19 protein-coding genes and 1 tRNA gene are annotated in these 26367 nt (G+C 53.5%); 10 read left to right on the forward strand and 10 right to left on the reverse strand.

The window, feature by feature from the left end:
* The first annotated feature begins 110 nt into the window (after nt 1-110).
* From ACXJJY_RS12995 to ACXJJY_RS08815, 10 genes are all read left to right on the forward strand, one after another.
* Entirely contained in the window at nt 111-1976 is a 1866-nt protein-coding gene (locus ACXJJY_RS12995) for a cytochrome c3 family protein (RefSeq protein WP_498040274.1), read from the forward strand.
* Nucleotides 1973-3148: a cytochrome c3 family protein gene (locus tag ACXJJY_RS08775; RefSeq protein ID WP_456387061.1), complete on the forward strand. Its 1176-nt coding sequence runs from the start codon at nt 1973-1975 to the stop codon at nt 3146-3148. Before ACXJJY_RS12995 ends, ACXJJY_RS08775 begins: the two co-directional genes overlap by 4 nt.
* 159 nt (nt 3149-3307) lie before the next feature.
* Complete coding sequence (locus ACXJJY_RS08780; protein ID WP_456387063.1) at nt 3308-4201, forward strand: NHL repeat-containing protein; 894 nt, start codon at nt 3308-3310, stop codon at nt 4199-4201.
* A gap of 11 nt (nt 4202-4212) precedes the next feature.
* On the forward strand, nt 4213-5280 hold the full coding sequence (locus tag ACXJJY_RS08785) for a cytochrome c3 family protein (protein ID WP_456387065.1): 1068 nt from the start codon (nt 4213-4215) through the stop codon (nt 5278-5280).
* A gap of 5 nt (nt 5281-5285) precedes the next feature.
* Nucleotides 5286-6608 carry a hypothetical protein gene (locus tag ACXJJY_RS08790; RefSeq protein ID WP_456387067.1) on the forward strand — a complete coding sequence of 441 codons (1323 nt, stop codon included), beginning with the start codon at nt 5286-5288 and terminating at the stop codon, nt 6606-6608.
* Nucleotides 6609-6769: 161 nt separating this feature from the next.
* On the forward strand, nt 6770-8218 hold the full coding sequence (locus ACXJJY_RS08795; protein WP_456387069.1) for a hypothetical protein: 1449 nt from the start codon (nt 6770-6772) through the stop codon (nt 8216-8218).
* Nucleotides 8219-8446: 228 nt separating this feature from the next.
* Complete coding sequence (locus ACXJJY_RS08800) at nt 8447-9556, forward strand: cytochrome c3 family protein (RefSeq protein WP_456387071.1); 1110 nt, start codon at nt 8447-8449, stop codon at nt 9554-9556.
* Nucleotides 9557-9584: 28 nt separating this feature from the next.
* Nucleotides 9585-10169 (forward strand): methyl-accepting chemotaxis protein, encoded by a 585-nt coding sequence (locus ACXJJY_RS08805; protein ID WP_456387073.1) that lies wholly within the window; start codon nt 9585-9587, stop codon nt 10167-10169.
* Between the two features lie 88 nt (nt 10170-10257).
* The gene (locus tag ACXJJY_RS08810; RefSeq protein WP_456387075.1) at nt 10258-11445 is read left to right on the forward strand and encodes a cytochrome c3 family protein; all 1188 of its coding nucleotides are present in this window, start codon (nt 10258-10260) and stop codon (nt 11443-11445) included.
* Nucleotides 11420-12718: an NHL repeat-containing protein gene (locus ACXJJY_RS08815; protein WP_456387077.1), complete on the forward strand. Its 1299-nt coding sequence runs from the start codon at nt 11420-11422 to the stop codon at nt 12716-12718. Before ACXJJY_RS08810 ends, ACXJJY_RS08815 begins: the two co-directional genes overlap by 26 nt.
* 151 nt (nt 12719-12869) lie before the next feature.
* Here the strand turns inward: ACXJJY_RS08815 and ACXJJY_RS08820 are convergent, their stop codons facing one another.
* The 10 genes from ACXJJY_RS08820 to ACXJJY_RS08865 form a co-directional block, all read right to left on the reverse strand.
* Entirely contained in the window at nt 12870-13922 is a 1053-nt protein-coding gene (locus ACXJJY_RS08820; RefSeq protein WP_456387079.1) for a tetratricopeptide repeat protein, read from the reverse strand.
* Nucleotides 13923-14028: 106 nt separating this feature from the next.
* Nucleotides 14029-15810, reverse strand: coding sequence for a cytochrome c3 family protein (locus ACXJJY_RS08825; protein WP_456387081.1), 1782 nt, complete (start codon nt 15808-15810; stop codon nt 14029-14031).
* A gap of 353 nt (nt 15811-16163) precedes the next feature.
* The gene (locus tag ACXJJY_RS08830; protein WP_456387083.1) at nt 16164-18308 is read right to left on the reverse strand and encodes a cytochrome c3 family protein; all 2145 of its coding nucleotides are present in this window, start codon (nt 18306-18308) and stop codon (nt 16164-16166) included.
* Nucleotides 18309-18423: 115 nt separating this feature from the next.
* On the reverse strand, nt 18424-19380 hold the full coding sequence (locus ACXJJY_RS08835; RefSeq protein ID WP_456387085.1) for an NHL repeat-containing protein: 957 nt from the start codon (nt 19378-19380) through the stop codon (nt 18424-18426).
* Nucleotides 19381-19429: 49 nt separating this feature from the next.
* Nucleotides 19430-20350, reverse strand: a complete 921-nt coding sequence (locus ACXJJY_RS08840; RefSeq protein ID WP_456387087.1) for a hypothetical protein — start codon at nt 20348-20350, stop codon at nt 19430-19432.
* A complete protein-coding gene (locus ACXJJY_RS08845; protein WP_456387089.1) occupies nt 20347-21252 on the reverse strand; it encodes a formate dehydrogenase subunit gamma in 906 nt (301 codons plus the stop codon). Before ACXJJY_RS08845 ends, ACXJJY_RS08840 begins: the two co-directional genes overlap by 4 nt.
* A 5-nt stretch (nt 21253-21257) precedes the next feature.
* Nucleotides 21258-22313: a cytochrome C gene (locus ACXJJY_RS08850; RefSeq protein WP_456387091.1), complete on the reverse strand. Its 1056-nt coding sequence runs from the start codon at nt 22311-22313 to the stop codon at nt 21258-21260.
* 13 nt (nt 22314-22326) lie between these two features.
* Nucleotides 22327-23064, reverse strand: a complete 738-nt coding sequence (locus tag ACXJJY_RS08855) for a hypothetical protein (RefSeq protein ID WP_456387093.1) — start codon at nt 23062-23064, stop codon at nt 22327-22329.
* 833 nt (nt 23065-23897) lie between these two features.
* Nucleotides 23898-23974 (reverse strand) — tRNA-Arg (locus ACXJJY_RS08860).
* A gap of 73 nt (nt 23975-24047) precedes the next feature.
* Entirely contained in the window at nt 24048-26234 is a 2187-nt protein-coding gene (locus tag ACXJJY_RS08865) for an Rne/Rng family ribonuclease (protein ID WP_456387095.1), read from the reverse strand.
* Nucleotides 26235-26367: the final 133 nt, after the last annotated feature.

Genomic DNA, 26367 nt, shown 5'->3' on the forward strand with positions numbered 1-26367 from the left:
TACTGGTGCTGCTGGGAGTGGCGGCTGGCATCCTGCTGATTTCGTGCGTGCAGACAACCAGGCAGGCAACCAAGGCCGAGGCCAAAACATGCCTGGACTGCCACCCGGAAATGGGAGAAAAGTTGTTGCAGGGCAATGTCCACAAACCCGTGGCTGAACACCAGTGCAGCTCCTGTCACCTGCCGCACGGTCTCATTGGAGGACTTTTTCTGCGCGAGAAAGAGCCTTCTCTGTGCTATGTATGCCACGACAAAATGCGCCCGGATCCCGGCCAGAAATCGTCCCATGATCCTGCCGGCCCGGGAAAATGTTCCAATTGTCATGACCCGCATAACAGTCCAAACCCCGCTCTTCTTAAAACCACGGGCCCTGAAAACTGTTACTCCTGCCATGACCGAACGAGCTTTGAGAAAAAATTTGTTCATGAACCGCTTGCCAAAGGGTGTCGAACCTGTCATGACCCGCACAAGTCCGACCACATAGCCCTTCTTGATCAGGAGCCGGATACCCAGTGTAAAAGCTGTCACGAGGTGGACAAAAAAACCTTTGTCTCTGCCCACAGCAATTATCCGGTTACCACCGGGTGCCTGCGCTGCCATACGCCGCATGCCGCTGACCAACCGTCTCTGCTCCGCGGCAATCTGCATCAGCCGGTCAAGAAGGGAGAATGCGGCAGCTGCCATAAGGTCGAGCAGGGTACAATTCTGACCGTGGACACACCGGACAATCTCTGCCTGAAGTGCCATACATCTCCCGATCCGGGAGGACCCGGTAGCGGACACAAACCCTATATGGACAGAGAGTGCACATCCTGCCACGCGATCCACGCCAGTGACGCTGAGCTTTTACTGAAAAAAGAGCCGGAGAAGATATGTCTTTCCTGCCATCAGGTGGAAGAGACTCCTGTTGCCGATTCCATGGAAACAGACAACACCGGGGCCAGAAAAGTACAAATCATCAAAAGTGTTCACCAGCCAGTGGCATCCGGTAACTGCATGGCCTGTCACAGTGGCCATGCTGCGGCTGAAAAAAATCTGCTTAAAGTCGAGCCTGAAAAACTCTGTCTTTCCTGCCATGAATCACGGCTCTATGAAGAAAGCCCGGCCTCGCATCAGCCCGCAAACGGCAAGGCATGCGATACCTGCCACCAGCCGCACAGATCCTACAATCCTTCGCTGCTTGTCCAAAAACAGAAGCAACTCTGTTTATCCTGTCACAAAAAAGAGTCGGACGAACAGGGAAGGTTCAGCCTCCACCGTCCCTTTGCAACCGGCAACTGCGTGGGCTGCCACAGCCTGCACGGCTCCACGGAGGAAAAATATCTTAAGGCATCCCGGACAAACGGTGCTCTCTGTCTCTCCTGTCATGAGAATATCCAGCAGTCCGGAGAGGCGATCCGTCCCCATGAACCTGTGGCTACGGGCCGCTGTGACGCATGTCACGCACCGCACGCCGCCGACTACGCCAATGTCATCCGGCAAAAACCAGGCAAGATATGCCTTTCCTGTCACGAAGATGTGCAGACTACCATCAAAAATACAGCGGTGGTGCACAAGCCGGCAGTGGATGAAAACTGTATCAGCTGCCACGCGGCCCATGGCTCCCCCCACGAGCACATTCTTAAAAAAGGACAACCCATGCTCTGTCTCACCTGTCACACCGAGGTGGCCAGGGACTGGCGTAAGGGTGTGATTCACGAACCGGCCGTGAAGAACTGCATGGAATGCCACCGGGCCCATGGTTCCGATGAACCGGCAATGATCAACTCCCGTCCGGAAGAACTTTGCGTCCGGTGTCATGAAGGTGAAACCCCGGACTTTCTTGCAGCCCACTCAGGTATCAAGCCCGGGGCGGGTTCCTGTGTAAGTTGTCACGACGCCCATGGAAGCCCGGAAAAAGGCCTGCTCTATCCGGTCGGTCATACACCGTTTGTCGAGGGAACCTGCAAACCCTGTCACAAAGGGAGGGGTAAATGATTTTACGCCAACTCTTTTTCAGCCTGATTCTGATCATTGGTTTGTCAAGCGTGGCTCCGCTGTCAGTCCCGGCGGCAGAGGTTTGTTTTCAGTGTCATGATGCCAGGCGGTTTCAGGCGCGCTATGTGCATAAACCGGTCGCCGGTTCTCAGTGCGCCACCTGTCACAATCCTCATGTTGCCCGGTTCGCCGGCCTGCTGCGCAACCGTGAAGATATCCTCTGTTACAGTTGTCATAAAAAAGAAAAAAACAGCTTTGAGCAGGGGTTTGTCCACGAACCGGTGTCAAAAGGTCAGTGCAGTGTCTGTCATACCCCTCACGCTTCGAACCAGAAGGCCCTGATCCGTGACAATCTGGCCGAGGACTGTTTTGCCTGTCACGAGGCTTTGCCCAGGGAATTCAAAAACACCCACAAGCCTTTTGCCGACGGACAGTGCATGTCCTGCCACCGGCCCCACCGTGCCGACAACCTCGAGCTTCTGAAGCAGGAACCGGATGCCCTGTGTACTTCCTGTCACAGCACTTCCCTGCTGGCTCAAAAACACAAGGGTTATCCCGGACAGCTCAACAACTGCCTTTCGTGCCACAATCCCCATGGCAGCGAGAGGCCGGCTCTGGTACGCAATATCCTCCACAAACCGTACGAGGAAGGCTGCGCTTCCTGTCATGACACCTCGGGCGGCAACACCATGACAGCCTGCCTGACCTGTCACGAAAACATAAAAAGCGAAATATATGCCCCTCACAGTCACATGACCAGAAACGGCGGCAACTCCTGTCTGAACTGTCACTCGCCCCATGCCGGCAATGACAGGGCCCTGCTCAAGGGACCGGAGCGGCTGCTCTGTATAAACTGTCATGAAGAGACCATGGCCGGTTACAAAAAGAGCAAATCCAAGCATCCGCCGGTCAAAAAATGCAGCCAGTGTCACCTGCCGCACGGAGGCCGGGACCTGGCTCTTCTCAAGGGTAATGGCAATGATGTCTGTGTCCAGTGTCACGAGGACCAGGGGAAATTCACCCATCCGGTCGGGCCCGAGGTTCTGGATTCGAACACCGGCCAGATGGTGACCTGTGTGTCCTGCCACAACCCCATGGGAACCGAGCATAAATATCACCTGATAGAGGAAGGGAAGAAGGCATTGTGCGTGCTCTGCCATAAAACCTACTGAGCAATGTGGCTGGACCAGCTATCCCAACGTAGATCGGACTTTTTGCGAGGCCATCAGTTTTGCTGGTGATCAGAAAAATATCGTTGGGTTTCGTTCCTCAACCCAACAATGTCACTGCGTGATTCCGCCGCTGCGGAACAACGATGAGGTAATCGTGCGATGAAGATCAGAGTGTCAGCCTGGATAACGGGACCGTTTTTGACTCTGGCCCTGCTTTTGACGTATAATACAGTAACGGTAACCGCCGGCTCGCCCTGGCGCTGGAGCCTTGTTCTCAAACAAAGTGTGCCCAAAGACGCCATGATCATGCCCACCGCCATGTATATAGATCCTGACAAGGGGCATTACTACGTGGTCGATTCCGGCCGTAACCGGCTGCTTTCCTTTGATCGCCGGGGCGAACTTCTGCACATTTTCAATGCCGGCAAAGCCCTTGATATCCCCTTTGACATTATCCGGACCGGTCAAAACGGAATCTGGGTGGTGGAAAAGGGCAAAAACTCTCTCAGCTATATCGACATCAAGGCCCGAAAGGTCGTCCCCCATACCCTGAGATACCAGGGTGAACTGATCTATCCGGACCGGATAGAACCACTGAGGGACAATATCCTGGTTCTCGACAAGGCCACCGGCAATATCATCGAATATACCGCCGACCTGGTTTCCCGCCGACTCTTTTCCTGCGACAACTGTCCCTGGGGATTTGTCGACTTCAAGGTCTATAACGGCAAGATCTGGGCCCTGGATCAGCGTAACAAAACCATCCAGCGCTTTAACCCGGATGGCCGGGTGGAACAGGTGCTGGAGCTTGGTGACGAGGTAAACTTCCCTGTCTCGCTCGCGGTGGGTCCGTCCGGGTACATCTATGTCCTTGACCGGCACCGGCGTGATATTGCCGTATTCGACAGGGACGGAAAATTCAAATATCGGTTTTTGCGCGGTGGTATTGCCCAGGGGCAGCTTTACTATCCCATAGAGCTCCGGTTTGACCCGTGGGGCGGACTCTGTGTGGTCGATGAGGGAAATGCCAGAGTCGAGGTTTTCCGCCGATAGGGAGGGGCCATATGATGCGCCATAAAATCTGCTGGGCTGTTTTCGTGCTGATGGCCATACCGATCGTGGCCGGCGCCAGGGTAACAGGCCCCTGCGTGAACTGCCACACCATGCATAATTCCCAGAACAACTTTCCGGTCACCGACAATACCAGCCCCAACAGTGCTTTGCTGGTATCGGACTGCGTCGGTTGTCATACCGGGACCAACAACGGTCTCAACGACACCCCTTATGTCTTTGACACCAATCCGCCCATGTATGGAGTGACCGGTACCGAAACCACGGCCAACACCCTGGCCGGCGGTAACTTCTACTGGGTCGCCTCAGCCGGCACCCTGGTTGACGACCGGTTCGGTCATAACGTGTCCGGCATCACCGCACCCGACGCCACTCTGACCCAGCCACCAGGCGGAGACGGCACTTTCAACACCCAGCTCCGATGTGCGGGTACTTCGGGCTGTCACGGCCGACAGGCCACCAGCGACCAGGTATCTTCCATGAAGGGTGGGCATCACTACAAGGATCATACGATCTGGCAGGATGGAACCACCCTGGCAAAAAGCTATCGTTTTCTGGAATCCATACAGGGGCTGGGAGATCCGGCATACGAATTTCATCCGGACTACCTGCAGCATAACAAGTATTATGGCCGTGACCGGACCTCGGAAACCGACCAGGCACCAGGAACCATAAGCTCCCTGTGTGCCCGCTGCCACCGGAATTTCCATGATGGCTCCGGGTCCGTAGCCTCGGCCACCACCTTCGGGACCGGAGTCTGGCTTCGGCATCCAACAGACTTCGATATGTCCGGCGCCATGTCTTCCACCGAATATCGGCAATACAACGGTGGTTCCGGGACCAACAACCTCTACAGTGTCATATCACCGGTGGCCACCGAGGATACCTCGACAACCCTCAATACAACTGTCTTCACGACCCCAAACGATGCCGTGGTGATGTGCCTCTCCTGTCACCGCGCCCACGGGACACCGTACAGCGGCATACTGCGCTGGGACTATAAAGCGTGGCCTGCCGCAGGATTCAACGGCTGCGCAGTCTGCCATACCACCAAGGATTGATGGAAATGGATTGTACAGATACAAAGACACTCATCACCGGTTCAGTAAAGCGGCCCAGAGCAGCAGCTATTGTTGTCATCCTGTTCATCCTCGGTATTATCGCGCCTTCCGGGCTCCAGGCCGGTCCCTACATGAATTCAGCCCACGGCTCGGCTATGAGCGGAGTCTATAGGCCCACCATCGGTGATCAGCCTCCATCCGGGGCCGGTTATTCCCGGGGTAACTGTGCCCACTGCCACGAGCAGCACGCCTCGGTCAATGGGGCAGAACCTTTTCCGACCAATGGTCCGGCCGCCTATGAAATCTTTGCGCCGAACTTCAATACCGCTGCGCAAACAGGGCCCTATATCGAATCAGACAACTTCTGTTTTTCCTGCCACAACTCCACGGCCTCGATCCAGGTTGTACAAAACAGGGATTACAGCGAGACCTTTGGCTGCGACAATTTCGGCAGTGGTCCCACCTCCATCATGGACGCAATGAACCAGCAGTCCTATCACAATCTTTACGATATCTGGACTTTCTCCCGCAACCAGTTCAACTGGTTCAGCAATGATTCAAATCCATGCGGCGCCTGCCACAACCCGCATCTTGCCCGAAGAAATATGGCCAATACCAAAGATCCCGCTTTTTCGGCCATTTCAAAGCCTGCGGACCATTTTTCCCTCTGGACCCAGACCATGGACAATGCGTTCAACACCAGTTATGAACCACCATTCTGCAACGACACCGCCACCACCCGGGAACCTGATGGCAGTGGCGATGCGATCAGCGGCCGGGCCGCTACTCCGGATTATGTCGGTTTCTGTACCGATTGTCACAACACCACGACTACCATAACTTCGACTCTGCTGGGAACAGTCATCCAGATCGACTGGGGACCAGGCGGTGATAAACACGGAACCGCAGGGGACAGTCCAGGAGATACTATCAAAGCGCCATACAGCGGGACATCGACATATGTTCTTTCCTGCGCTGATTGCCATGAGCCCCATGGAGCCCCAAACATCAGGCTTCTGCGCCGGCGTGTCAACGGTAAAGATCTGACCGATGCCACCGGGACAGCCGCCTCGATAACCAGCTCAAATTCAAACCAGTGGGGTTATCTGTGCCGTAACTGCCACATGGATGACTATGACGCCACCCAGGCCCAACTGCCAGGTTACCAGTACTCCACCGGAGCCAGAAACAAATGGGAGTATATTCATCATCTGGCAAGCGATCGGCCTTATGTCCAGAAACAGTGCGGATGGTGTCATCCCGGTGGAGGCATGAATCCTCCGCCGATTCCGTGTAACCAGTGCCATGTTCACGGCCAGACTTTCTAATCGATTACAGGTGTGGGTCAAGCAGTACTACTGAAGATGAAAGCCCTGTGTCTCAGCTTCGGAGAGATACATTGTGGATGGACTGGAATACGTGCGCAGGGATGTATCCTGCACATCCTTGGCTTTTCTGTTGCCGCTTTTGCCGTAACAGGAGCGAAACCATGATGACAACAATGCCTTCATCCTCCTTTGACACAAACTGTTTCCGGGTCGTCCTCCTGGTCCTGCTGCTTGCGGTGGCCGTCGGCCTGAGCTCATGCACACCTTCAGCGAACAGCGGCTTTTCCTACAGCCCGGCATCTGGTGCCCGGCAGGGGCGGATTTCCGTTTTTCTCAACCTGGTCGAGCAAGGAGACCCGGACATACAACTCTCCATCCGTTCCCTGGAGATCCTTGCGACAGGAGGAAAGTGGCAGCCTCTGAACAGTGGCCCGTTCACGGTTTCATACAAAAAAGGTAGCAGTGGTCAGCACTTCCTGACCAGGTCTCCCCTGACCCGGGGAAGGTATTCCCGGCTGAGGATCACCATTGAGGAGTTTCGGCTGAATGGCTCGCCTCTGCCTCTGGCAGTCCAGCAAACCGAACTGTTTTTACGGCAGGGACTCTACGTGGGACCGGGAGACTCACGCTCTCTTTTTCTCACCTGGAACATCAGGGACTCCATCGGTGCTGACGGCAGGATACACCCTGCCATCAGTACAGCTTCCGATGTTCGGCATCTCATCGCTGACGTGGCCTATGTGGTTTGCCCGGAGCTTGACACCCTGTTCATGATCCGTACGGATAAAAACTGGGTTTACGATTCCCTTGGAGTGCAGGGGGAACCGGTTTCACTCGTACCTGATCCCGGAAATCCGCAGGAAACCCTGTATGTGCTCAGCCGCCGGAAAAAAGAGATAAGCAGGGTTTCGCCCAGTGCCAACCGCGTGGTGGAAACATATCCCCTCCCCATGACCGGAGATCCGGTCCACATGACCATCAGCCCCGACGGGCGCTGGGGATATATTGCTGACCGGGGCCGGGGATATATACTGCGCATGGACATGGTCTCCGGGCATATCGATCAACGGGTCCGGGTCGGTTACGCACCCTGTTATGTGCTTTACCTCGAAAAGATGAATCTGCTTGCCGTAAGTCTCGGCATGGCCCAGACCGTTGTTCTCCTTGATCCGGCGACCCTGACTACTGTCCGGACCATATCCACCGGTAACCGGCCCGAGGGTCTGGCTCTTTTCAAGGACACCCTGCTTTACATCGCCGAATCGGGTGCCAACTCGATACTTGTCCATGATCTTGAAACAAACAGGAAGCGCAGTCGTGTTCCTGTGGGTTACGGGCCCCGCCGATTCCTTGCCACTACAGGTTTGATCTATGTCGCCAACCACGGTTCCAGGTCCCTGTCTATCCTGAGCCCAGGACAGCTTGGAGTGACACGGACCATTTCCCTTTCAGGTCGGCCACTGGAACTGGCCGAGGCCAGGCGCAACAGGTGGATCTATGTCGGGAACGAGGAGCAACAGGGTTTGACCATCATTGACCCTTTAACGAGCAGGATCGCAGGAATTATCGAGCTGGGTGGCTCCCCGGGGGGGATTGCGGTTATCAATTGACAAATGGACCTTTACCCACCTGTTGAAAAGCGTGGTAGTTTTTCAACGGCCTGTTACAGCGGCAAACAGGTCCTGTCCGTACACTTGAAAAACATGGAAAAAAGTACTGTCCCTGAAGCGAAAGAAAATATTCTCCAGTCCAGCCCCTGGTTTTTGTTGCTGTTGCTGTCTATCCTGTCAACGATGCCTTCCTTGCAGGCACAGGCAGGTGTTGCGCAAACCGATCCTATGGACTGCCTCAAGTGCCATGCCGAAACCTTTGGTCGGGCCATGGGCATGGCCCATATCCATGCCCCTGTACTGGAGCAGAACTGCGTTGTCTGCCATGTGGCCGCTGCTTCCGGCAGTTCCGATTCACTGTCTGCAAAAGAAAAGCGCCCGGAGAGCGTAAAAAGCGTGCGCAAACCAAAAAAAATACACTGGCTGAAAAACCATTACCAGCCCGACCGGAACCACTTTTTTCTCGTGCCGGCCAAAAGAATCGGCGAGACCATTTTTATTCGCAAGGCTGGGCCGGAGGGACGGCCTGAGATCCTTTCCTATACGACTCCGCCGCTGAAATCCCTGCCGCGGCTTGAAAACGACCGGAAGCCACCGGTGATCAGCGACGTCCACTTCCTTGGGATCGAACGCGGTGTCATCCCCGGTGCGGTGATAAGCTGGAAAACAGATGAGCCTGCCACAGTAAAAGTCCTGTACGGTATCCGCCGGCCGGAAGAAAACACGACGCCGTACAACCCGGTGCTGGCGACCAGGCATACAACAGTACTTTCCCCGGTCAAACTCAAAAAGACATATCTTTATATGATAGAGGCCAGGGATATGTTCGGGAATGTCGCCCGATCACCGGTGCATCGGTTTTCTGGCAGACAGTTCAGCCCTGGTTCCCTGCTTTCCGAAGCGCCGGTGCCGGATCGCTCCGTTCAGATAGAGCACCACTTTTATGCAAAGGGGAACCACTACCTGTTCCACTTCGCAGCCGATCAACCAACCTACCTGTCGATAGGAACCACGCGCCGTTCCAATAGAAAGAAAATGGAAATCCAGGGCGAAGATACTTTCGGGGCATCCATACAGCATGTACCGCTTAAGAGCAGCTACGAGACCAACATGATGGTCTGCCGTGCATGCCACGAGCAATACTGGCATGGAGTTTCCCATCCAATCAATGTCAGCCCTTCAAGAAATGTAAAGATCCCGGAGAACTATCCCGTTCTCTCGGACGGGCGTATCACCTGCATGAGCTGTCATGAGGCACACGCCTCGCAAAACGAGGCCAGGATAAGAAGAGCCAGCAAGCGTGATCTGTGTATAGACTGCCATCGCAATTATGGCTAAATCGGTGTGATATATGGGGTTAGAGGCCATGAACGGTACAACAAAAATTCAGCCGCAACACGCAGGGCATTCGGGCCAGAAAATAAAGAGAAAAAAACTCAACCTGGCGGTCAAAAAAGAGCTGCAGAAGTGGCTGCTTATCCGCATAAGCGGTATAGTACTGCTCTGTTCCCTGGTGGCAGCGCTCATACTCTATCTGTATGCCAGGAGCGAAATAACCTCATCGTTTTTCGATGCCCATCTCAAGATCCGCCGGGTCAGTGATCTTCTGCTGCCGGTGCTGCTCACAGGATCGGTGGTGAGCATGGTGGCAGGATTTCTTTTGGCCATGTTTCTGCCTCAGAAGATCGCCGGTCCGGTATACAGGATCGAAAAAGATCTGGAACGGGTGCGGGAAGGGGAACTGACCAAGGAAATCCGTTTGCGCAACGGTGACCTTCTCGTGGATTTGGCTGGCGAAGTCAACAGGACCACGGGCAGTATCCGTGAATATGTACAAGATATAAAGGAAAAATTCCGTACAGTGGAAAAATCCGTGTCAAGCGGCGACGAAGCACTGGTCAAAAATGCTCTTCTCCAGCTGGAGGAGAGCCTGTCCCGGCTCCGAACCTGAGAAGCGACACGTACCATCGAAAAAACCGGCTTCTTCAGTTGCAGACGTACGCTGAAGCTGGTGTCCTCAAACAAGGTAAAAATACATCATGCCCTGCCTGAACAAGTTATGTCCCACGGCCCTGGTCAGACTCTGTGCCCTGCTTTTTTCATGCATCGTGTTTTTACCGGGATTGGCCCACGCCTACACAATTCTGACCCCGGACCCGGGTAAGGGCAAGCTGATGATTCAGGCCAGAAGGTCCACCACCACTCTGATCCTGAAGGTCACCAACCAGAAGGAACTGGCATATCTCAGGGTTGAACATGTTCTCAATCGCAGGGGAGAAACCCAGGTCATCGATGCTCTGGGACACTGGAAGAAAAACGGTGTGGATTACGTTCATTACACCCTGCCGATGAAAAGAGGGACCAACACCTACATCATCTACCCCGATGAACGTGAACTGAAAATAAGATACCGCCCTGTAAGGACGCTGCTGGGTGTCGACTTCGAAGACGCGGCCGCCCATCTTTTTCATCGCAACGCCGTAGTGCCCGGGGAGTGTGGAAAGTGCCACACGGAAAAATTGCCACAGGATGCCAATCTGGATATCAAGAGGCTGCAAAAGAATGAAGATTTTTCTCCGGTATGTTTTTCCTGTCACCGACAGTTGATTAGCCAGTCCATGTGGCTGCACAGTCCCTCGGCGAATGTTTACTGCATGAGCTGTCACCGTAAGGGAAAAGGACAGACCAGGATTACCATGTTGACCGGCAGGGTGGATGAAATCTGCTTTGAATGCCACGTCAACAAACAGAAATTTCGTGATCAGAAACACGTACACGGACCGGTCGGCACCGGTGACTGTACAGTGTGCCACGATCCACATGGTGACAGGTACAAATTTCAACTCTGGGCCGACAGTATGAGTGATCTGTGTGTGGGCTGTCATGCCGACAAGAAAGATACGGCAAAAAAAAGCATCGGATTTTATTCCCACGGCATCATCCAGGGTGGCGGATGTATAGCCTGTCACAGCCCCCACGCCAGCGCGAACCGTTTTCAGCTCCACAAACCCATCAACGATCTCTGCACGAGCTGTCATATTGAACTTCAGGGGGTCGAGCAGGGTCATCCGGTGGGAAACCACCCCCTCAAGGGCAAGCCGGATCCACGCCGGAAAGGACGTGATCTTTCCTGCTCCAGCTGCCACAACCCCCATGGTTCCAGTTACCGTTATATGCTCATAGGTGATCTGCTTGGTGGACATGTCTGCAGTAAATGCCATCGTTGACCGATATGGCCGCTCAACGCTGCCATTTCTGGTGTTCCTGGCCCTGTTTTCGGTCCTGTTTCCGGCGTCTGGAGCAAGCGGCGCCGCAGGTGAGGAGGGCGGTAGTGTTGATGTCCAGGTGATTTCCCTGCTCAGGTTTGACGAACTCGGCGATTCCCTCCGTTATCCATCCTTTGTCACCTATGACCGGGACATGAATGAAATATATGTGGTCGGTGGTGGCAAGAGCAAGATTGTTGTTTACGGTCCTAATTATTTTCCCACTGTCTCTCTTGGGCCTGGACGCGGTGTGGATGCCCCGAGGGGCGTTTACATCCACCCCAACGGGACGATTTATGTCTGCCAGGGAGCAACTTCTGAGAGGCCGGGACGGATAACCCTGTTCAATCCGGCTTTCTTCAAGGTAAGCGAAATAGTTTTTGACCAGGTGCCCGAAGCTCCGAACTTCTCGCCCCGGAACATGGCCATCGGCCTGACAGGAAAGATCTATGTTAGCGGACAAAACACCCGCGGGTTGTTGGTCCTGGATCAGGATGGTCATTTTTCTCACTGGCTGCGGCCCATGGATCGTGTCTACGATCCGGCAGCCTTCAAGGAGGCAACCCTTGCCAACATGTTTGGGGGGGACCCTGAAGAAGCTGCGGCCGGCGGCACAGCAGCGCCCTCTCCCCGGGAAGAGGAAGAAGACACCCTGGATATGACAGAACTGCTTCCGCCAGGCCTTCTGCCCGGAAAAGCCAAAGATTCAAAGCAGGAGGACAAGCCAGGGCACGGGCCGGTCAAGGTTACCGATGTGGTCATTGACAGGGCAGGGCACATCTATATCCTCAGCGAGGAGACGAGTAAAATATATGTCTACTCCCACAACGAGGAACTTCTCTTCTCTTTTGGTCAGAAAGGCGGTTCCACCGGCAAGATGAGTCGTCCCAGGGGCCTGGTGGTGGATGAGGAGAAAAAGGCGGTGTACGTGGTGGACTACATGCGCCACACGATACTTATTTTCGACATGGGCGGGACGTTCATGCATGAATTCGGAGGGATGGGGGGCGCACCCGGCTGGTTTCAGTTTCCGACCTCGCTGGCTTTGACCAGGGATGGGTACCTTCTGGTTGCCGATCTCTTCAACCATCGGGTCCAGGTACTGGATATTGCCTTTGAATACAAGTTCCCGCTGTTCCAGAATCCGAACAACGATCAGCAGCCAGAGGTGAAAACCCCGGAAGAAGTTGAGCAGGGTCCGGATGTTCTCCAACCTGTTCCACTTGGCCAGTAAGGTTTTCCGCCCTTCACAACAGCCCTGTTGCCCTCGGCGGTGGAGTTTGGTCTCGCAAGGGGCAGGCGATCTTGTTCCAGACAAAAAAGGCCCGGAGAGAAGAAAAGAAAACTCCCCGGGCCTTTTTTTTTCATGTTCCAGTAAAACAGCCTCACTCGTGCAGCATCATCTTGCGTTGCAGGAGCTCATATGCCTTTTTATACTCCCGGGCAGCTTCTTCGGGCGCACCAAGTTTTTCCTGGAGGGTGCCGATCAGGAAATGGAGGTCCGGGTCACGACCATGGCGAAAGAGCAGCGCCTGCATGTCGGCCAATGCTTCCTCCAGTTCGCCCATCTTCATGCTGACCCTGGCCAGACAGATCTCCGCCTTGAGAGAATCGGGCTTCTGGTCCAGTCCGGTTTCCAGCTCCTTTATCGCCTCGTCAAGTTTGTCCTGATCAACGTAAAGGCAACCAAGTTCGACCCGGGCCTCAGTCAGCTGTGGATCCAGCTCCAGAGCTTTCTTCATCTCACGGACAGCTGCTTCCAGCATGCCTTTGTTCTTCATGGTTATACCCATGTGCATGTGGCGCCTGGCCAGCTTCTGTTCCTTGGGGATTTCCTTCATTTCCGGATTCAACTCCGCCTCGAGCTGTTCCCGGGTTTTTGTGCCCAGCATTACCTCAACCTCCCCCCGGAGGCGTTCGGCAATATCCTTGGAGTATCCAACGCCGCCGGCAACGTTGCCTTTGGCATCGATTAGCAGCACCGAGGGCAGGACATAAAGACCAAACTTGCCATACGCAGTCCGGTCGGGGTCGACATAAAGAGGAACGGCCAGCCCGGTCTTTTCCATGACCTCTCTGACCACATCTTCACTGTCGTTCTGGACATTAACCACGAGAAGGGCCACCCCTTTCTCTTTGAGATAGGGTTGCAGTTTCTTGACCACCTTCAGTACCTTGATGGTCCGTTTTTTCTTCGCTGCCAGGTCTCCCCCCCAGAAGACAAGCAGGACAGGTTTTCCGGCATGGGCATGTATGGAGGTGCCGGTCTCGGCCCCGTAACCGGCAAACTCGACATCAGGGGCCGGTTTGCCGATTTTCAGGGAACGAAAGGGAAAAGATTCTGCCCGGCCGGTTCCGTTGACGACAAAGAAACCGGCGATAAAGAGCGAGAATAGAAGAAAATTGACTCTCTGATAAATTTTGTTTGTTTTCAGCATGTTGCAAGCACTCCGTCAGGCTGTGGCTTTATTTTCCTCTCTGCGGAATATACCTGAAAATTTCAGGACCAAAGGTCCATAAAAAGTTCCGGAAGCAGAAGAGAAATTACTTTCCATGCTTTTCCACAGGTTTGTTCCGGTCATATTTCTTCGGGGCATGGCAGCCGACCACACAGCCTCCACCGGTCTTGACCGGCGTAAACTCGATGGGATACGACCAGCGGCCAAAAGGCACTTCGTAGCGAATATGCTTGGCCTGGCTGCTCGCGTGGGGATCATGGCAGGCTATACAGCTTCTCCCTTTTTTCCGGTTGACATGGAAAAAGTGCAGGTTGTAGCTGCCGTCACGGAAGTTGGTCAGCTTGGTGGTCTTTTTCTTTTTGGCTATGTCTTTGTTATGGCAACCAAAACAGAGATCGTATTTCTGAGGCTGATACTCGGTATAAAATTCCTCTGGAAAATAGCGCACCAGGAGGCGGCTGAACTCCGAGCCATGGATATTGTGGCATTCGTTACAGCTGCCTGTCTTGACCGGGCCATGGAGATTCTTGCTCTCGGCAATCTGATCGTCCAGGTCCTCGTGGCAGGTTCCGCACAGCTTAATGCCCTTGCCCTTGAGCAGAGAGGTGACATCAGAGCCGTGCGGCATATGGCACTTGGTGCATTCGCCTTTAGAGACCGGCTCGTGCTTGAACTTAGCCGTATCAATGGCCTTGTAAATGTCCGGGGACACATCCCGGTGGCAGCTGGCACAGAGATCTTTGGGGGGAGCCACCAGCTGAAAGCGGGTACCCGAACTATGCGGATCGTGGCAGGTGCTGCAGTCCTCTTCCACGGGCTCGTGAGTATTTTTTCTGGTAAGCTGCTCCCGTACGTTCTCGTGACATTCAAAACAAAGTTTTCCATTGTCCGGAGGTGCGATCAGCAACTTTTCATTGGCGGAACTGTGCGGGTAATGACAGGCTATACAGTCGCCGGTACCCACGGGTCCATGCTGATGTTTCTGGGTGAACATGTCTTTTTCATGGCAGTTGAAGCAGAGGCTTGCGACCATCTTGCCATCACCGCGCAACTGGAACCGCATGGGAGACTGGTGCGGATCGTGACAGTCTACGCACCCCTCTTCAACCGGAGGATGAACAACATTGGCCTCCAGATCCTTTCTTTTGCCCTCGTGACAGACAAGACAGATTTCCTGCCCGGTGCGCTCAAGCTGCAGCGGTTCAAACGATCCATGGGGATTATGGCAGGAGATACAGACCCCCGCTCCTACAGGACCATGAACATGGGGTGCTTTGCCCATGTCGGAGTGACATTTTCCGGTGGTACAGTTGGAACGGGCCGGGATCAGCCGGGTAAAATTATACTTGCCCCGCCGCTTGCGGTGGCACTCCTTGCAGCTGAGCTCAGCCGGTTTGGCATGTACATAAAATTTCTTGAACCCTTTTGGTGGCTTGGCGCCTTTCTTCACGCTTTTCTTTGGCGCATAATAAACCTTTATCTGTTTTTTGATGCCGCCCCCTGATATCGTAATGATATTCTGTCCGTTTTTGAACGTAATAAGGGTTCCGAAGGTACCATCCTTGACCGGAATGATTCCCTTGGCTACCTTGGTGGCCACTCCGGTTACAGCAATCTTGTCTGTCTTGGCTCCTTTGATGTGTCCGGCAAGGAATACCGTCTTCTCTGTCAGAAAGGCGCCATCGGGTGGCGAGACAACAACGATTTTCGCCTTTCCGCCCTGCGCGCTCTTTGCGGCCAGTGTCTGTGGGGGCGAGGCTGTGACGAACAAAACAATCGTCAGAACCGCCAGCAGATACACTGGCCATGATGTACCGACCTTGACCACCTGGCACGGTTTGTGCCGTCTCTGGTGCACTCTAACCATTACTTCCTCCTCCTTTTGAACAGTTTTTTCCTTCTTTTTGTTGCCTACCTATACTTTTTCATAATGTCCTGTGCCTCCAATTTCACAGAACAAATCCAATACAACAGGGGGATGGGATTGTGATCAGGCAATACCATGCCCGAAGGAAAAATTTGTTGTGCCAGACCATCAAGGCCCCCGCCGAACTGCATCGCCATCAAGCATGTTCATGTCGTCAGGGGCGGGCACACAATCCAGTAGAGCATATTACAGGATTCAGGACAAAGAAAAAAAGGTTTTTCCTGATTGTGGCGGTTTAAAAGCCTGCTTTTGGCAGAAGATTTTCCTGATTTAAGGCTGGACACAGCGAATACCTACCGGTTGAGATCCGGTCCACGCTGCTTGGAGTTGTGATAATACTTGAAGCGGAACAGTGCATCCAGGCCATGGCAGTCGATACACATGATCGAATAGGTCTGTTTGCGCAGAAAACTGTTGGTGGCCCGCCCTTCCACATTGACACCGGCGCCAATTCTGTCATATCGCGGATCCCACTGGTGCACTTCATGGCAGGAAGCACAGGCGATATCACCTACTGTCACCTTCTTGCCGGTCCGGTTGTCGTACAGGGGAAAATAATTGGGTTTGCCCTCGATGTTGCGTCCAACATTGGTGATCAGCATCCCCTCGGGATGAGAGTCCACCCGCGGCACCTTGGATTCGGCCAGGTCACCCCGGCGGTGGCAGGACTTGCACATCCGGTCCATGATTCCGGCGCCCCGGCCAAATTTCCGGGCCCACAGGCGCACTTTGTTCCTGGAGTTGTGCACAATATGACAAGCTCCGCAGGTTCCCGATTCCAGGGGCCGCTGTCCCTTGATATTGGTCGAGGCCGGTGCCATGACAATCATGTCATGCTCGGTCATTTCCACATATCTTTTTTTCTTGTGACAGTCACCGCAGAGTATGGGTGATGGAGAGGCCGGCAAACGCAGGAAGCTGTTACGGGCATCACCCTCCATTCCGGCGGTGAAGCGAACCTTTTTTTCCCTGTGATCCCATCTGTGGGGATCATGGCAGGTGAGACACGTCATGATCCCCTTGTCATCCTTTCGAAAATCATTGCGGTCATACAGGGGCAGAGTGGTGCTGATCTTTCTTCGCGCCGGATCGATATTGACCGGATGAGAATATCTCCTGATCACTTTTTTCGAGGCAATACCTCGTCGGTTGTGACAACTAAGACAAACGGATTCAGAAGGAGGAGATCTCCTGGAAGCAGACAAAGGCAAGGCCCACAGCTCTTTGTTCCCGGAGTTATGAATCAAGTGACAAACTCCACAGGGACCGCTCTGTGGAGGTGACGCTCCCTGGATATTGGTCAGATCTTTCCCGGATGCCAGCAGATCATGGTCTGTCCTTTCCACTAAAGCTTCTTTTGGGTGACACTGACGACAGAGGTCTGGCGAAGGAGTCACTGCCTGGCGGAGAAAGTGCTCTTTGCCCCGGGCGCCGGTTTTCTGTGTCGTCCCGCGATGGGGATCATGGCAGGTGGCGCATGTAAGCACGCCCCGATCCAGGGAGACCGCCTGGCCCCGGAGGTCATAGACCGGCAACTCCGGCTGCATTCCCTTGTCAAAAAGAGGTACCTCCAGGGGGTGGGAAAAGCCGCTGAGCAACTTTTTCGGGGCCACACCCTGCTCCCGATGGCAGCTGAGACAAAAATCCTGGGAGGTTGAACCGCTGCTCTTATCCGGCATCTCCCGCCCCCACAGGACCACCCTGCTGCCGCCATGCACGAGATGACAGGCTCCACAGACCCCTGACTCCTCGGGAATTTTTCCCTTGAGGTTCACAGACTGTGGCGCTGTTGTACGCAGGTCGTGACTCGATCCCAAAATCCCTGCCTTGTCCGCGTGGCAATCCAGGCAGAGATGGGCCCCTCCTGAGGCGCTGTCGACCAGAAACTTGTCGTTTGCCGCACCATGAACCGAATGGCAGGTTTCGCAGATGACCTGGTTCTTTTCGGTTCCGACCACTCCGCCCATGCGGACCAGTTCCGGAGAGATATCGAGCCGGGTTGTATCCACAGGATGGTTACCCCGATCCGGCCCACCGGTCTTGTCACTGTGACACATCCGGCACATGGCGGAATTTTCATTTGAAGCTCGTATGAATATGGTCTTTTCAATTCCCATTTCGCTGGGAACACCGTGGGCTGTGTGACAGGTGGCACACTGCATGAAGCCGTTTTCATCCAGGGGAAATGTGGACGGGATCTCCATGTCAGGCGGAGGGGGTCTGTTGACAGGATGCCGACGATCGTTATAAACCCGGTCTCTGGAATCCACCACACTGCCATCGTGGCACGAAAAACATATCTCGGCGCTGGCAACCACCTTTTCGGCCTGATAGGGCACCAGGTCTGAACCGCGTCCGTCAATGAAAAAGGTATCTATCCAGCGATAATGGCAAAGGGCACACTCTTTGGCCGAACTGGGATTGCGTGGTGCTTCCACAGACGTATCTTCCGCCCGGGCAGGCCCGGACAGGAGCAACAGTATGAACAGCACCAAGATACCGGTGCCAGGGGTGTGCAGCCTCACTCCCGATACCATCATAGACGACGAGACCCTAATTTTTCAAAATATCAAAGACTCTGACCCGTTCCCCAAACATCTCCACTACATACAACTTGTCATTCCGGTCGATGTACATTCCCATCGGAGTATTGAAGCGCATGACCTTGCCGGTTTCAGGATCCCCTATCACCGACTGAAAATGACCTTCAATGTTAAAAACCTGGATCACTCCCATGTACGAATCACTGACATACACCAGGCCGTCACGATCGACCGCCACGCCCTTGGGCCGGAAAAACTGTCCTTTCTCCACCCCCCAGTCGCCAATAAAAGTCACAAATTTACCCGTATCAGTGAGGACCTGCACCCGGGTGTTTATTACGTCAACGATGTGGATGTATTTGTCTTTGTACAGGGAGACAAGAAAAGGATACCTGAACTCCTTGCGCTCGATACCGGGCTGGCCAAACCGGGCAAGGAGCCGCCCGGAGACAAGATCATATTTAAGAATTACATGATTGTCGTTATCAGTAACAAAGCCTGCCGTTCCCTCCCGGGTGACCCCTATATCCACGGGGTCGGCCGGTTTCTCGCCCGTGGACGTCACCGGTATGAGGGTGATGAACCTGCCCCGGGCGGAAAAAACCTGGATTCGCCGGTTGCCGGAGTCGGCAATATACACCCTCCCCAGCCCGTCAATATCTATACCGAGCGGATATGAAAACTCCCCGTGACCTTCACCGCGGGTGCCGAATTTGAACAGAAAACGGCCGTCGGCGCCAAAGACCTTGACACAGTGGTTGACTCCATCCACCACGTAAATGTCACCCTGGTCATTGACCGCCACATCGCTTGGCTGCCTGAACTCTTTGACAATGTCGAAACGGTGCCGCACCATGGTCAGCTCAATTGCCAGGGCAGGGATTGTACTGACGAGTATGACCAGACAGGCGAAACAAATCAGCGCCGCCGACAGTGGTCTCCCGGATTTTCTTCCACGATGCAGCACCGTTACCTCCTTGTTGTCAATGTACTGTACGATCAGAAAAACTTCCTGATCATTGGCCCGTCTTGTCTGCCGGAAAGCCCTCCGGAGACTGCCTGGCCTGATCCTGGGCGGGCGCTGTTGTGCTCTCGCCCGGATGCAGCATCTTTGGCATGTAGAACTTGGTGTAGTTTTTGATCATGCCGACAACCTCGGTGCTGGTGATCGAGTCGATGCGTTCCTTGGGGTAGCCCAGGGCGGCAAGAGGCAGGAGAGGATTTTCCTTGCGGTGACATTCCTGGCACATCACCGGTTTTTTGTCGATTCCCTTGTGGATGATCTTTTTGGCCTTGGATTTCTGCCCCTCGCTGAGGCTTTTTTCCATCTTCCGGTACTCGTTGACAAAATCTATCTTGTCCTGGGTGTCGATCCGGACCAGTTTCCCGTTTTCCCGGATAAAGGGTATTATTTTGGCTCCATAGGTTCCCGGAGATGCACCGGTTACAGGGCTGTCGACAATCGCCCCTGTATCCCGGTCATACCACTTGTAAATTCCGGTAGCCTGTTCGGGTGTCTGTTTGACGTGGCAGGTCTGGCAACCGACAAAAAAGGCATGCATATTCAAAAAAGCCCGAATATCTTTGTTGACTGCGTCATGTGGCATGTCCCCGTGACACGAACTGCAGTACGAATGCCTGTCCGGAGCTATATCAAGCCCGATATGATGGAAATGTCCCTCAATATACTGCTGCTCGAGCACCCGGTAGCCAAGATAGTTTTTCACCCTCTTTTCGCTCTTGAGTATGATCTGCTCAAAATTATCATCTTTCTTTTTCTTTTCCTTGTGGGTCAGCCCCTCCTGTATCTCCTTGCGGGCGTGATACTCGTGAATGAGGTGGGCAAAGGTAAGATTCCAGATGAGAACCATGAAGAAAACCACCAGGCCCATAAAGAAAATGATGTAGATCTTGGTAAGAAAACATTTCAATTTCATGCCACTGTCCCTCCCTGGTGAATACCGTTTCCTGTCTCCGGATGATTTTCTGGCACATCAGGATCATTTCCATCTTTATCATCCGCATCGCAGGGTGAACTGTGCCCGCCGTGGGGGGGGAGAATCTCGTCTTCCAGCCCCATCTCCTTCATAACCCGGACATAATGCTCGTAATGCTCTTCCCGCATAAGCTCCTCCGGCAGGTATCCGGTGATGAAAACCGTTCCCATGGGAAATACCGAAGTGGAAAAGTGGACATTGTACCAGTGCCAGATAAACAGAAACAGGGCCGCCAGGAGGGCTTCGTCACTGTGGGCGATGAAACAGAAATTGATGGCATCGCCAGGGATGAAATGAGTAAAAAACTCTTTATTCCATATGATTATCCCTGTTATACCAATGACAAAAATACCCCAGAACGGGGCCCAGTAGTCAAACTTTTCCTTCCAGGTGAATTCGTCTCCGGCCGGCCGTTCGTTGGTGAGGAAAAAAAGATACTTCATCAGTCCCGCGATATCCCTGGCATCCTTCATGTTCGGGACCATCGGCAGCCTGAGCAGTACCCGGACTACATTGCCAAATGTCAGTTTGCCCTCCCGCTTGAGAGGCAACAGGTGGTTCCGGTTGATGGTTGTTGCCAGCCAGTAGACGTGATAGACGAAAAGAACCAGCATGATGGCACCGGTAATCTTGTGAACCATGGGGGCGACATCAATTCCGCCAAACATATTATATAGATATGGAGCCCATGGCTTGCTCGCAAACTTGAGCGGCATGCCTGTCAGCACCAGGATGATGACCGTCGCAGCCAGAATGATATGCTGAATACGCTGATTCAGATCGAAGCGGTAAAAATATTTCTTGCCTTTGATTATCTTGATCGGTGGATATTTTCCTGCCATGATCGTTATTTCCTCCTGCGCATAATGGTAGCGTTTGGAAACAGCCTGCGTAACAGGTCCAGAAACATTATTCCCATCAAAGGCAGCAGGGTGCCGCCGGTGAGAATAATGAAAAAGGTGGTGAACCAGTAAATCACCGGATTCTGTATCCTGCTGTACTCCGCATGTACCTTGTAGTTGGCGAATTTCACCGAAGCGCCTGGATGGCAGTCCACAGAGTTACATATCTGTTCGCGGTTGGCTGGATAAGTTGATGATCTCGGGTCATCATTGCCATACATCTGGTGTACGGATGTCCCTTTGACCACATGACAGTCCAGACAGTCCGGCACGCTTTCATCGAGCAGGTTGGCCGCCTTGCCGTGAAAAGTTTCGCTGTAGGAATATCCGGCCTTGGTCTTCAGGTTGTGCCTGGCGACCAGTTCCGGATCGTCATGACATTTTCCGCAGGCCTGGGCGATATTTAAAGGACTGCGGCTCTTATGCATCCTGGTTGTTATGTGATTGTAGAAACGGAAGATGAAATCTTCTTTTTTATGACACACCCGACACCGCCCCATGGCCTCTTCCGCGATTCCCGGCCGGACTTTCTTGACAAAGGCCAGAGGTCGGAACAGCGGATTGTCGTGACAATCCTTACAGGTCGGCATATCTTCGCTGTATTTTTTCAGGTTCCCCTGTTCGTCTGTTTTGGCGTGCACGCTATCATTGAGATATTTTTCCACCTCCCGGTGGGAAAACTTTTGTTCGCTTGTCGGCTCAACTATGTGACACTCTGTCAGGCAATCCACCGGTTTGGCAGGATCATGGGGAATCTTTGTTATATCTGTATGACAGCCTTCACATTTGACCTTGGAGTGGACACTTTTGTTGAAAATGTCCTCATTGACGAACATCAGTTTCATCCGACCGGTTTCATCGACCCGGCTTAATCCTGGATATTTGTGACACAAGAGACAGTTGCCCATATCCGCTGCCTGTACCTCCCAATCCAGACAGTATGAGACAACCAGTGCTACCACCACAGCCAGTACTGACCGGGAAATAGTTGTAAATGCCATAGCCTCCCCTTCCTTAATTGTTACTGTGACATGCCAAACATATCTTGTCGGCCACCCTTGGCAGCCTGAGCCTGGCGCGTTCTCCCGCTCCTGCGGAAGCCGTTCTTCTTGATGGTATCACCCCCTTTTCATGTGGATTATGACAGGTTATGCAAGTTATCTTGCCTGAACTGTCCAGCGGCATGACGATGGCGAACTTCCGTTCGGCCCGCCGCATGGAGCGCAGAATTTTTCTGGTTGGTTTCTTGAGGTGATTGGCATTGATCGGGTGCATTTTGGTCTGTTTGTAATGGCACCGGTAGCAGATCGCATCGAGATTGCCCATCAGGGAAACCTCTTCATCGCCGGGCCGCCTTTTTCTCAGGGCCCCATACTCAACATCCGGCACCCTGGTATGACAGTACAGGCACTTGTCTTCACGGATACGTCCCTGCTTGTCGAGCTGGTTATGGGGGTCGAGCATCCGGTATTTGCGCTCATCATGGCACTGAAAACAGATGGCGGTACGGGAAAGAAAGGGATTGATACGAAGGAAGGCCGGGTTTACACGGGCCAGGGTCGCGTCATCGCGGCATTGAAGCCGCAGGTCATGGCAGGTGTTGCAGGTGATTTTTCCATCCGTGAGGGGGAAGTGGGGGGGGATTTTGGCTTTTTTATCCGGGCCTGGGGTGACTCCCACCGGATGGGTATAGGTGTCGGGGGTATAGCCGTGACAGCGGCAGGTCCGGGTAAGATCGTCAAACCTTAACAACGGTTTCTTACCTTTATCCTGAATGTCCAGATGACATTCGTTGCAGTAATATCGATTAAAGTGGATGTTGGTTAAGGTGCTTACCTGGGGGTTGACAAAGTGCAGGTCTGTGGCGGGTTTCTTTCCCGCCTGAACAGAAGAGTTAAGAAGTGAAACAACTGAGAATATGCAGATAAAAACCAGAATACGCGTCACGTATACCTTCAAGGCAAGAGTTTAACTGAAACTTGTGGTACATCTGCTTACTGTTAATATACGTTTTTATCAGATTCAAAAAAGAGCCTTTTCCCTAAAATGAGCGTTCAAAAAGCCTGATTCTTGTATGGGAAAACCCTGTTCAAACAGGAGGAGTTTTTTTCATATACACATTGTTTTGCAAAACGTAATGTTATCATTAAAGATATACCAATTGCATATGGTACCGATTTAGCGTGCTTAGGAATTTTCAACAGGCAGGGTTGGTCTGCTCTAATGGATGAAAACTTTATAGACAAACGGTTAAATGTCAGCCTGGTGCGTACCCGGTGACCAGTGACGGCTGAGAAGGCAGTGAATTTGAAGCGGTAGCTGGTGATAAAGATTCCTGTTGTTCCAGGTTTAACCTTGCCAGAGGCAATATGTCTGGAAAACGGAGCGACCTGTTGAGGTCTGAGCAGGTATCAGCGGAACAGTCGAAGAGCAACTGCAGGGATTGTATGGATAAGCCACAAAACAGAGTCTCAAAGATTACATGGCTGCCTGAGCGGAAGCGAACCTGGCATCATTCCGTGTAACCGGCATGTAACCAGACGAAACAAGGGGTTAGCCCTGACAGGCTAACCCCTTGATGTTTCTGGCGCGCCAGGGAGGATTCGAACCCCCGACCTACGGATTCGTAGTCCGGCACTCTATCCAGCTGAGCTACTGGCGCATATAACGCGGGCGACTATACCCTAACTTGAGATGGAGTACAAGATATTTTTGTCGAGCTTCCATCTCCGATATCAGGCCGCGAGAAATTCAAGCTGATTGTCACCGGGTTTCATCTCCGGTCTAGGGATAATATCGATGGTTGCTTCGTGACGGCTTTCGAGTTCAGCCAGTTCGGTTCGTTTCTTGTTGAGGAGGTAGTGGGCAACTTCCAGGGGCAGCCTGGCCTCTACCCGGTTCACTTTTTTGCGGCTGATACCGGTCTGGATCCGGCGGAGATAGTAAAGGGCCAGGGTTTCCACCGAGCGGATGACTCCGCGGCCCTGACAGTACTCGCAACGCCGGTAACTTCCTTTTTCAATGGGCGCTCCCATCTTCTGGCGGGATATCTGCATCAGGCCAAAACGGGAGATGCGGCTGATATCCACTTTGGCCTTATCCCTCTTCATGGCGGCCTTGACCTGTTTCTCCACCTCTCGAATATGTTTCTTGTTGCGCATATCGATGAAATCTACGACGATCAGGCCGCCCAGGTCGCGCAATCGTAGCTGGCGGGCCAGCTCATCGGCCGCCTCCATGTTGGCCAGGAAAATGGTCTCCTCGAAGTCTCCGTTTTTGGACGTTCGGCCCGAATTCACATCGATGGCAACCAGGGCTTCGGTGGGATTGATGACAATGGATCCCCCGGAAGGAAGCGGAACCTGCGGCTGGTATATGGACTCGATCTGTTCTTCGACGTTATGCTGGTTGAATATAGGTTTGGCTCCGCGGTGCAGTCGAATCCGCACCTGGCGCTGTTTTGCCGGGAGAAGCTCAACGAACGTCTGAACCTGGTCAAAAGAGTCCTGGGTATCGACCAGGATCTCCTGAATCTCGGGCACGAAATGATCGCGTAAAAACCGGACCACGATGTCCTGGTCCTCGTAGATCAGGGCTGGTGCTTCCATGGTCTGCCCTCGCTTCTTGATTTCTTTCCACAGGCGAAGAAGATAGCGCAGATCCTGCTGGAGGGCGGTCTTGGTGATATCGGCGCTGGCGGTGCGAACGATGAATCCTATTCCTTCGGGGATGTTGAAGGACGACATCATGTCCCGCAGCTGGGCCCGCCTTTCTTCTCCGGCGATTTTGCGCGAAATACCGGAAGAGTCGCTTCCCGGCATGAGGACGAGATAGCGACCGGGCAGCGACAGGTAGGTGGTCATATTGGCCCCCTTGTTCCCGGTAACCTCTTTGACCACCTGGACCAAAACCTCCTGCCCCCGCTTGATCACGTTTTCGATCTTGAGTTTTTTCCACTGTTTCTTAGCAATCAACTCCCGGCTGTGCTCGTCCACATCCTCTTTGTAGTATTCAGGATGGATGTCGGAGAAGGGCAGGAAACCATTACGGCCGGTGCCGATATCGACAAAGGCGGCCTGGAGGTTCGCCTCCACCGAGACGATCCTTCCCTTGTAGATGTTATTTTTGGTCCGTTCCCTGACAACGGTATTGACATGGAACGATTGCAGCCGTCCGTCTTCCACCAGGGCGATACGGCACTCTTCAGGTTCTTCGGCGTTGATGAGCAACTTGGTGACGATCTTCTCGTCATTTTTTCCAGAAGAGGTTTTCGGCTCTTTTCCCTGGCTGCGTTGCTGTTTTTGTCGCGTTCCGCCATTGGAAGACTTACGCCGGCCTGAATTTTTTTCCTGTACGTTTTCCCCGTCACCGCTCTCTTCGGAAGTTTCCCGGGCCGAAGGTTCCTGCGCGGGTTTTACCTCTTCGCTCTTTTTCCGCGAACGGCCCCGACGACCGGAGCTTCTTGAGCGGGAACGACCTTTCTTTGCGGCTGGTTCTTCCTCGACAGCTGCATCCCGGGTCTCCGACTCCGCTGTCTCGCCAGAGGACGGGTCCCTGGAGACACCGGTATCGTCTTCCCGGTCTCTCTTGTCTCCGGCTGACTCGCCGTCCCTGTGCGACTCAGCTTTACGGGTAGAACGGCTTCGGCTCCGACCCTTTTTTCTGCTCCTGTCGTCGGTGGTCTCGGTGACCGGGGGCTCGTCGCCAGTCTGTTCTTTCCGGCCACTGTCATCTACAGGCTGTTCTTTTGCTTTGCTGGCTGCAGGCACTTTATCGGGTTCGCTCCCGCTGTTTTGTTGTTCGTCCTCAGCCTGTTTTTTGCCGACCAGCAGGTCTTTGGCGCTTTTCCACCAGGCACCGGTGGTCACTTTGCGAATTTTCGGCTCCCTGGAACCTGTGGTCTTCTTTTTTTCCTCTGTCATACAGTTTTCCCTGTTTTATTCTCTCGGGCCTCCCGGTGGCTGCCATGTAAAACAGAAACGTGCTCCTGTGAGCATCGACAGGCAGAAAACCATCTACCGGACAGCCTGTCAGGCGGTCCCTGCCCGATGAAAC

The organism is Desulfolithobacter sp. (assembly GCF_054025815.1).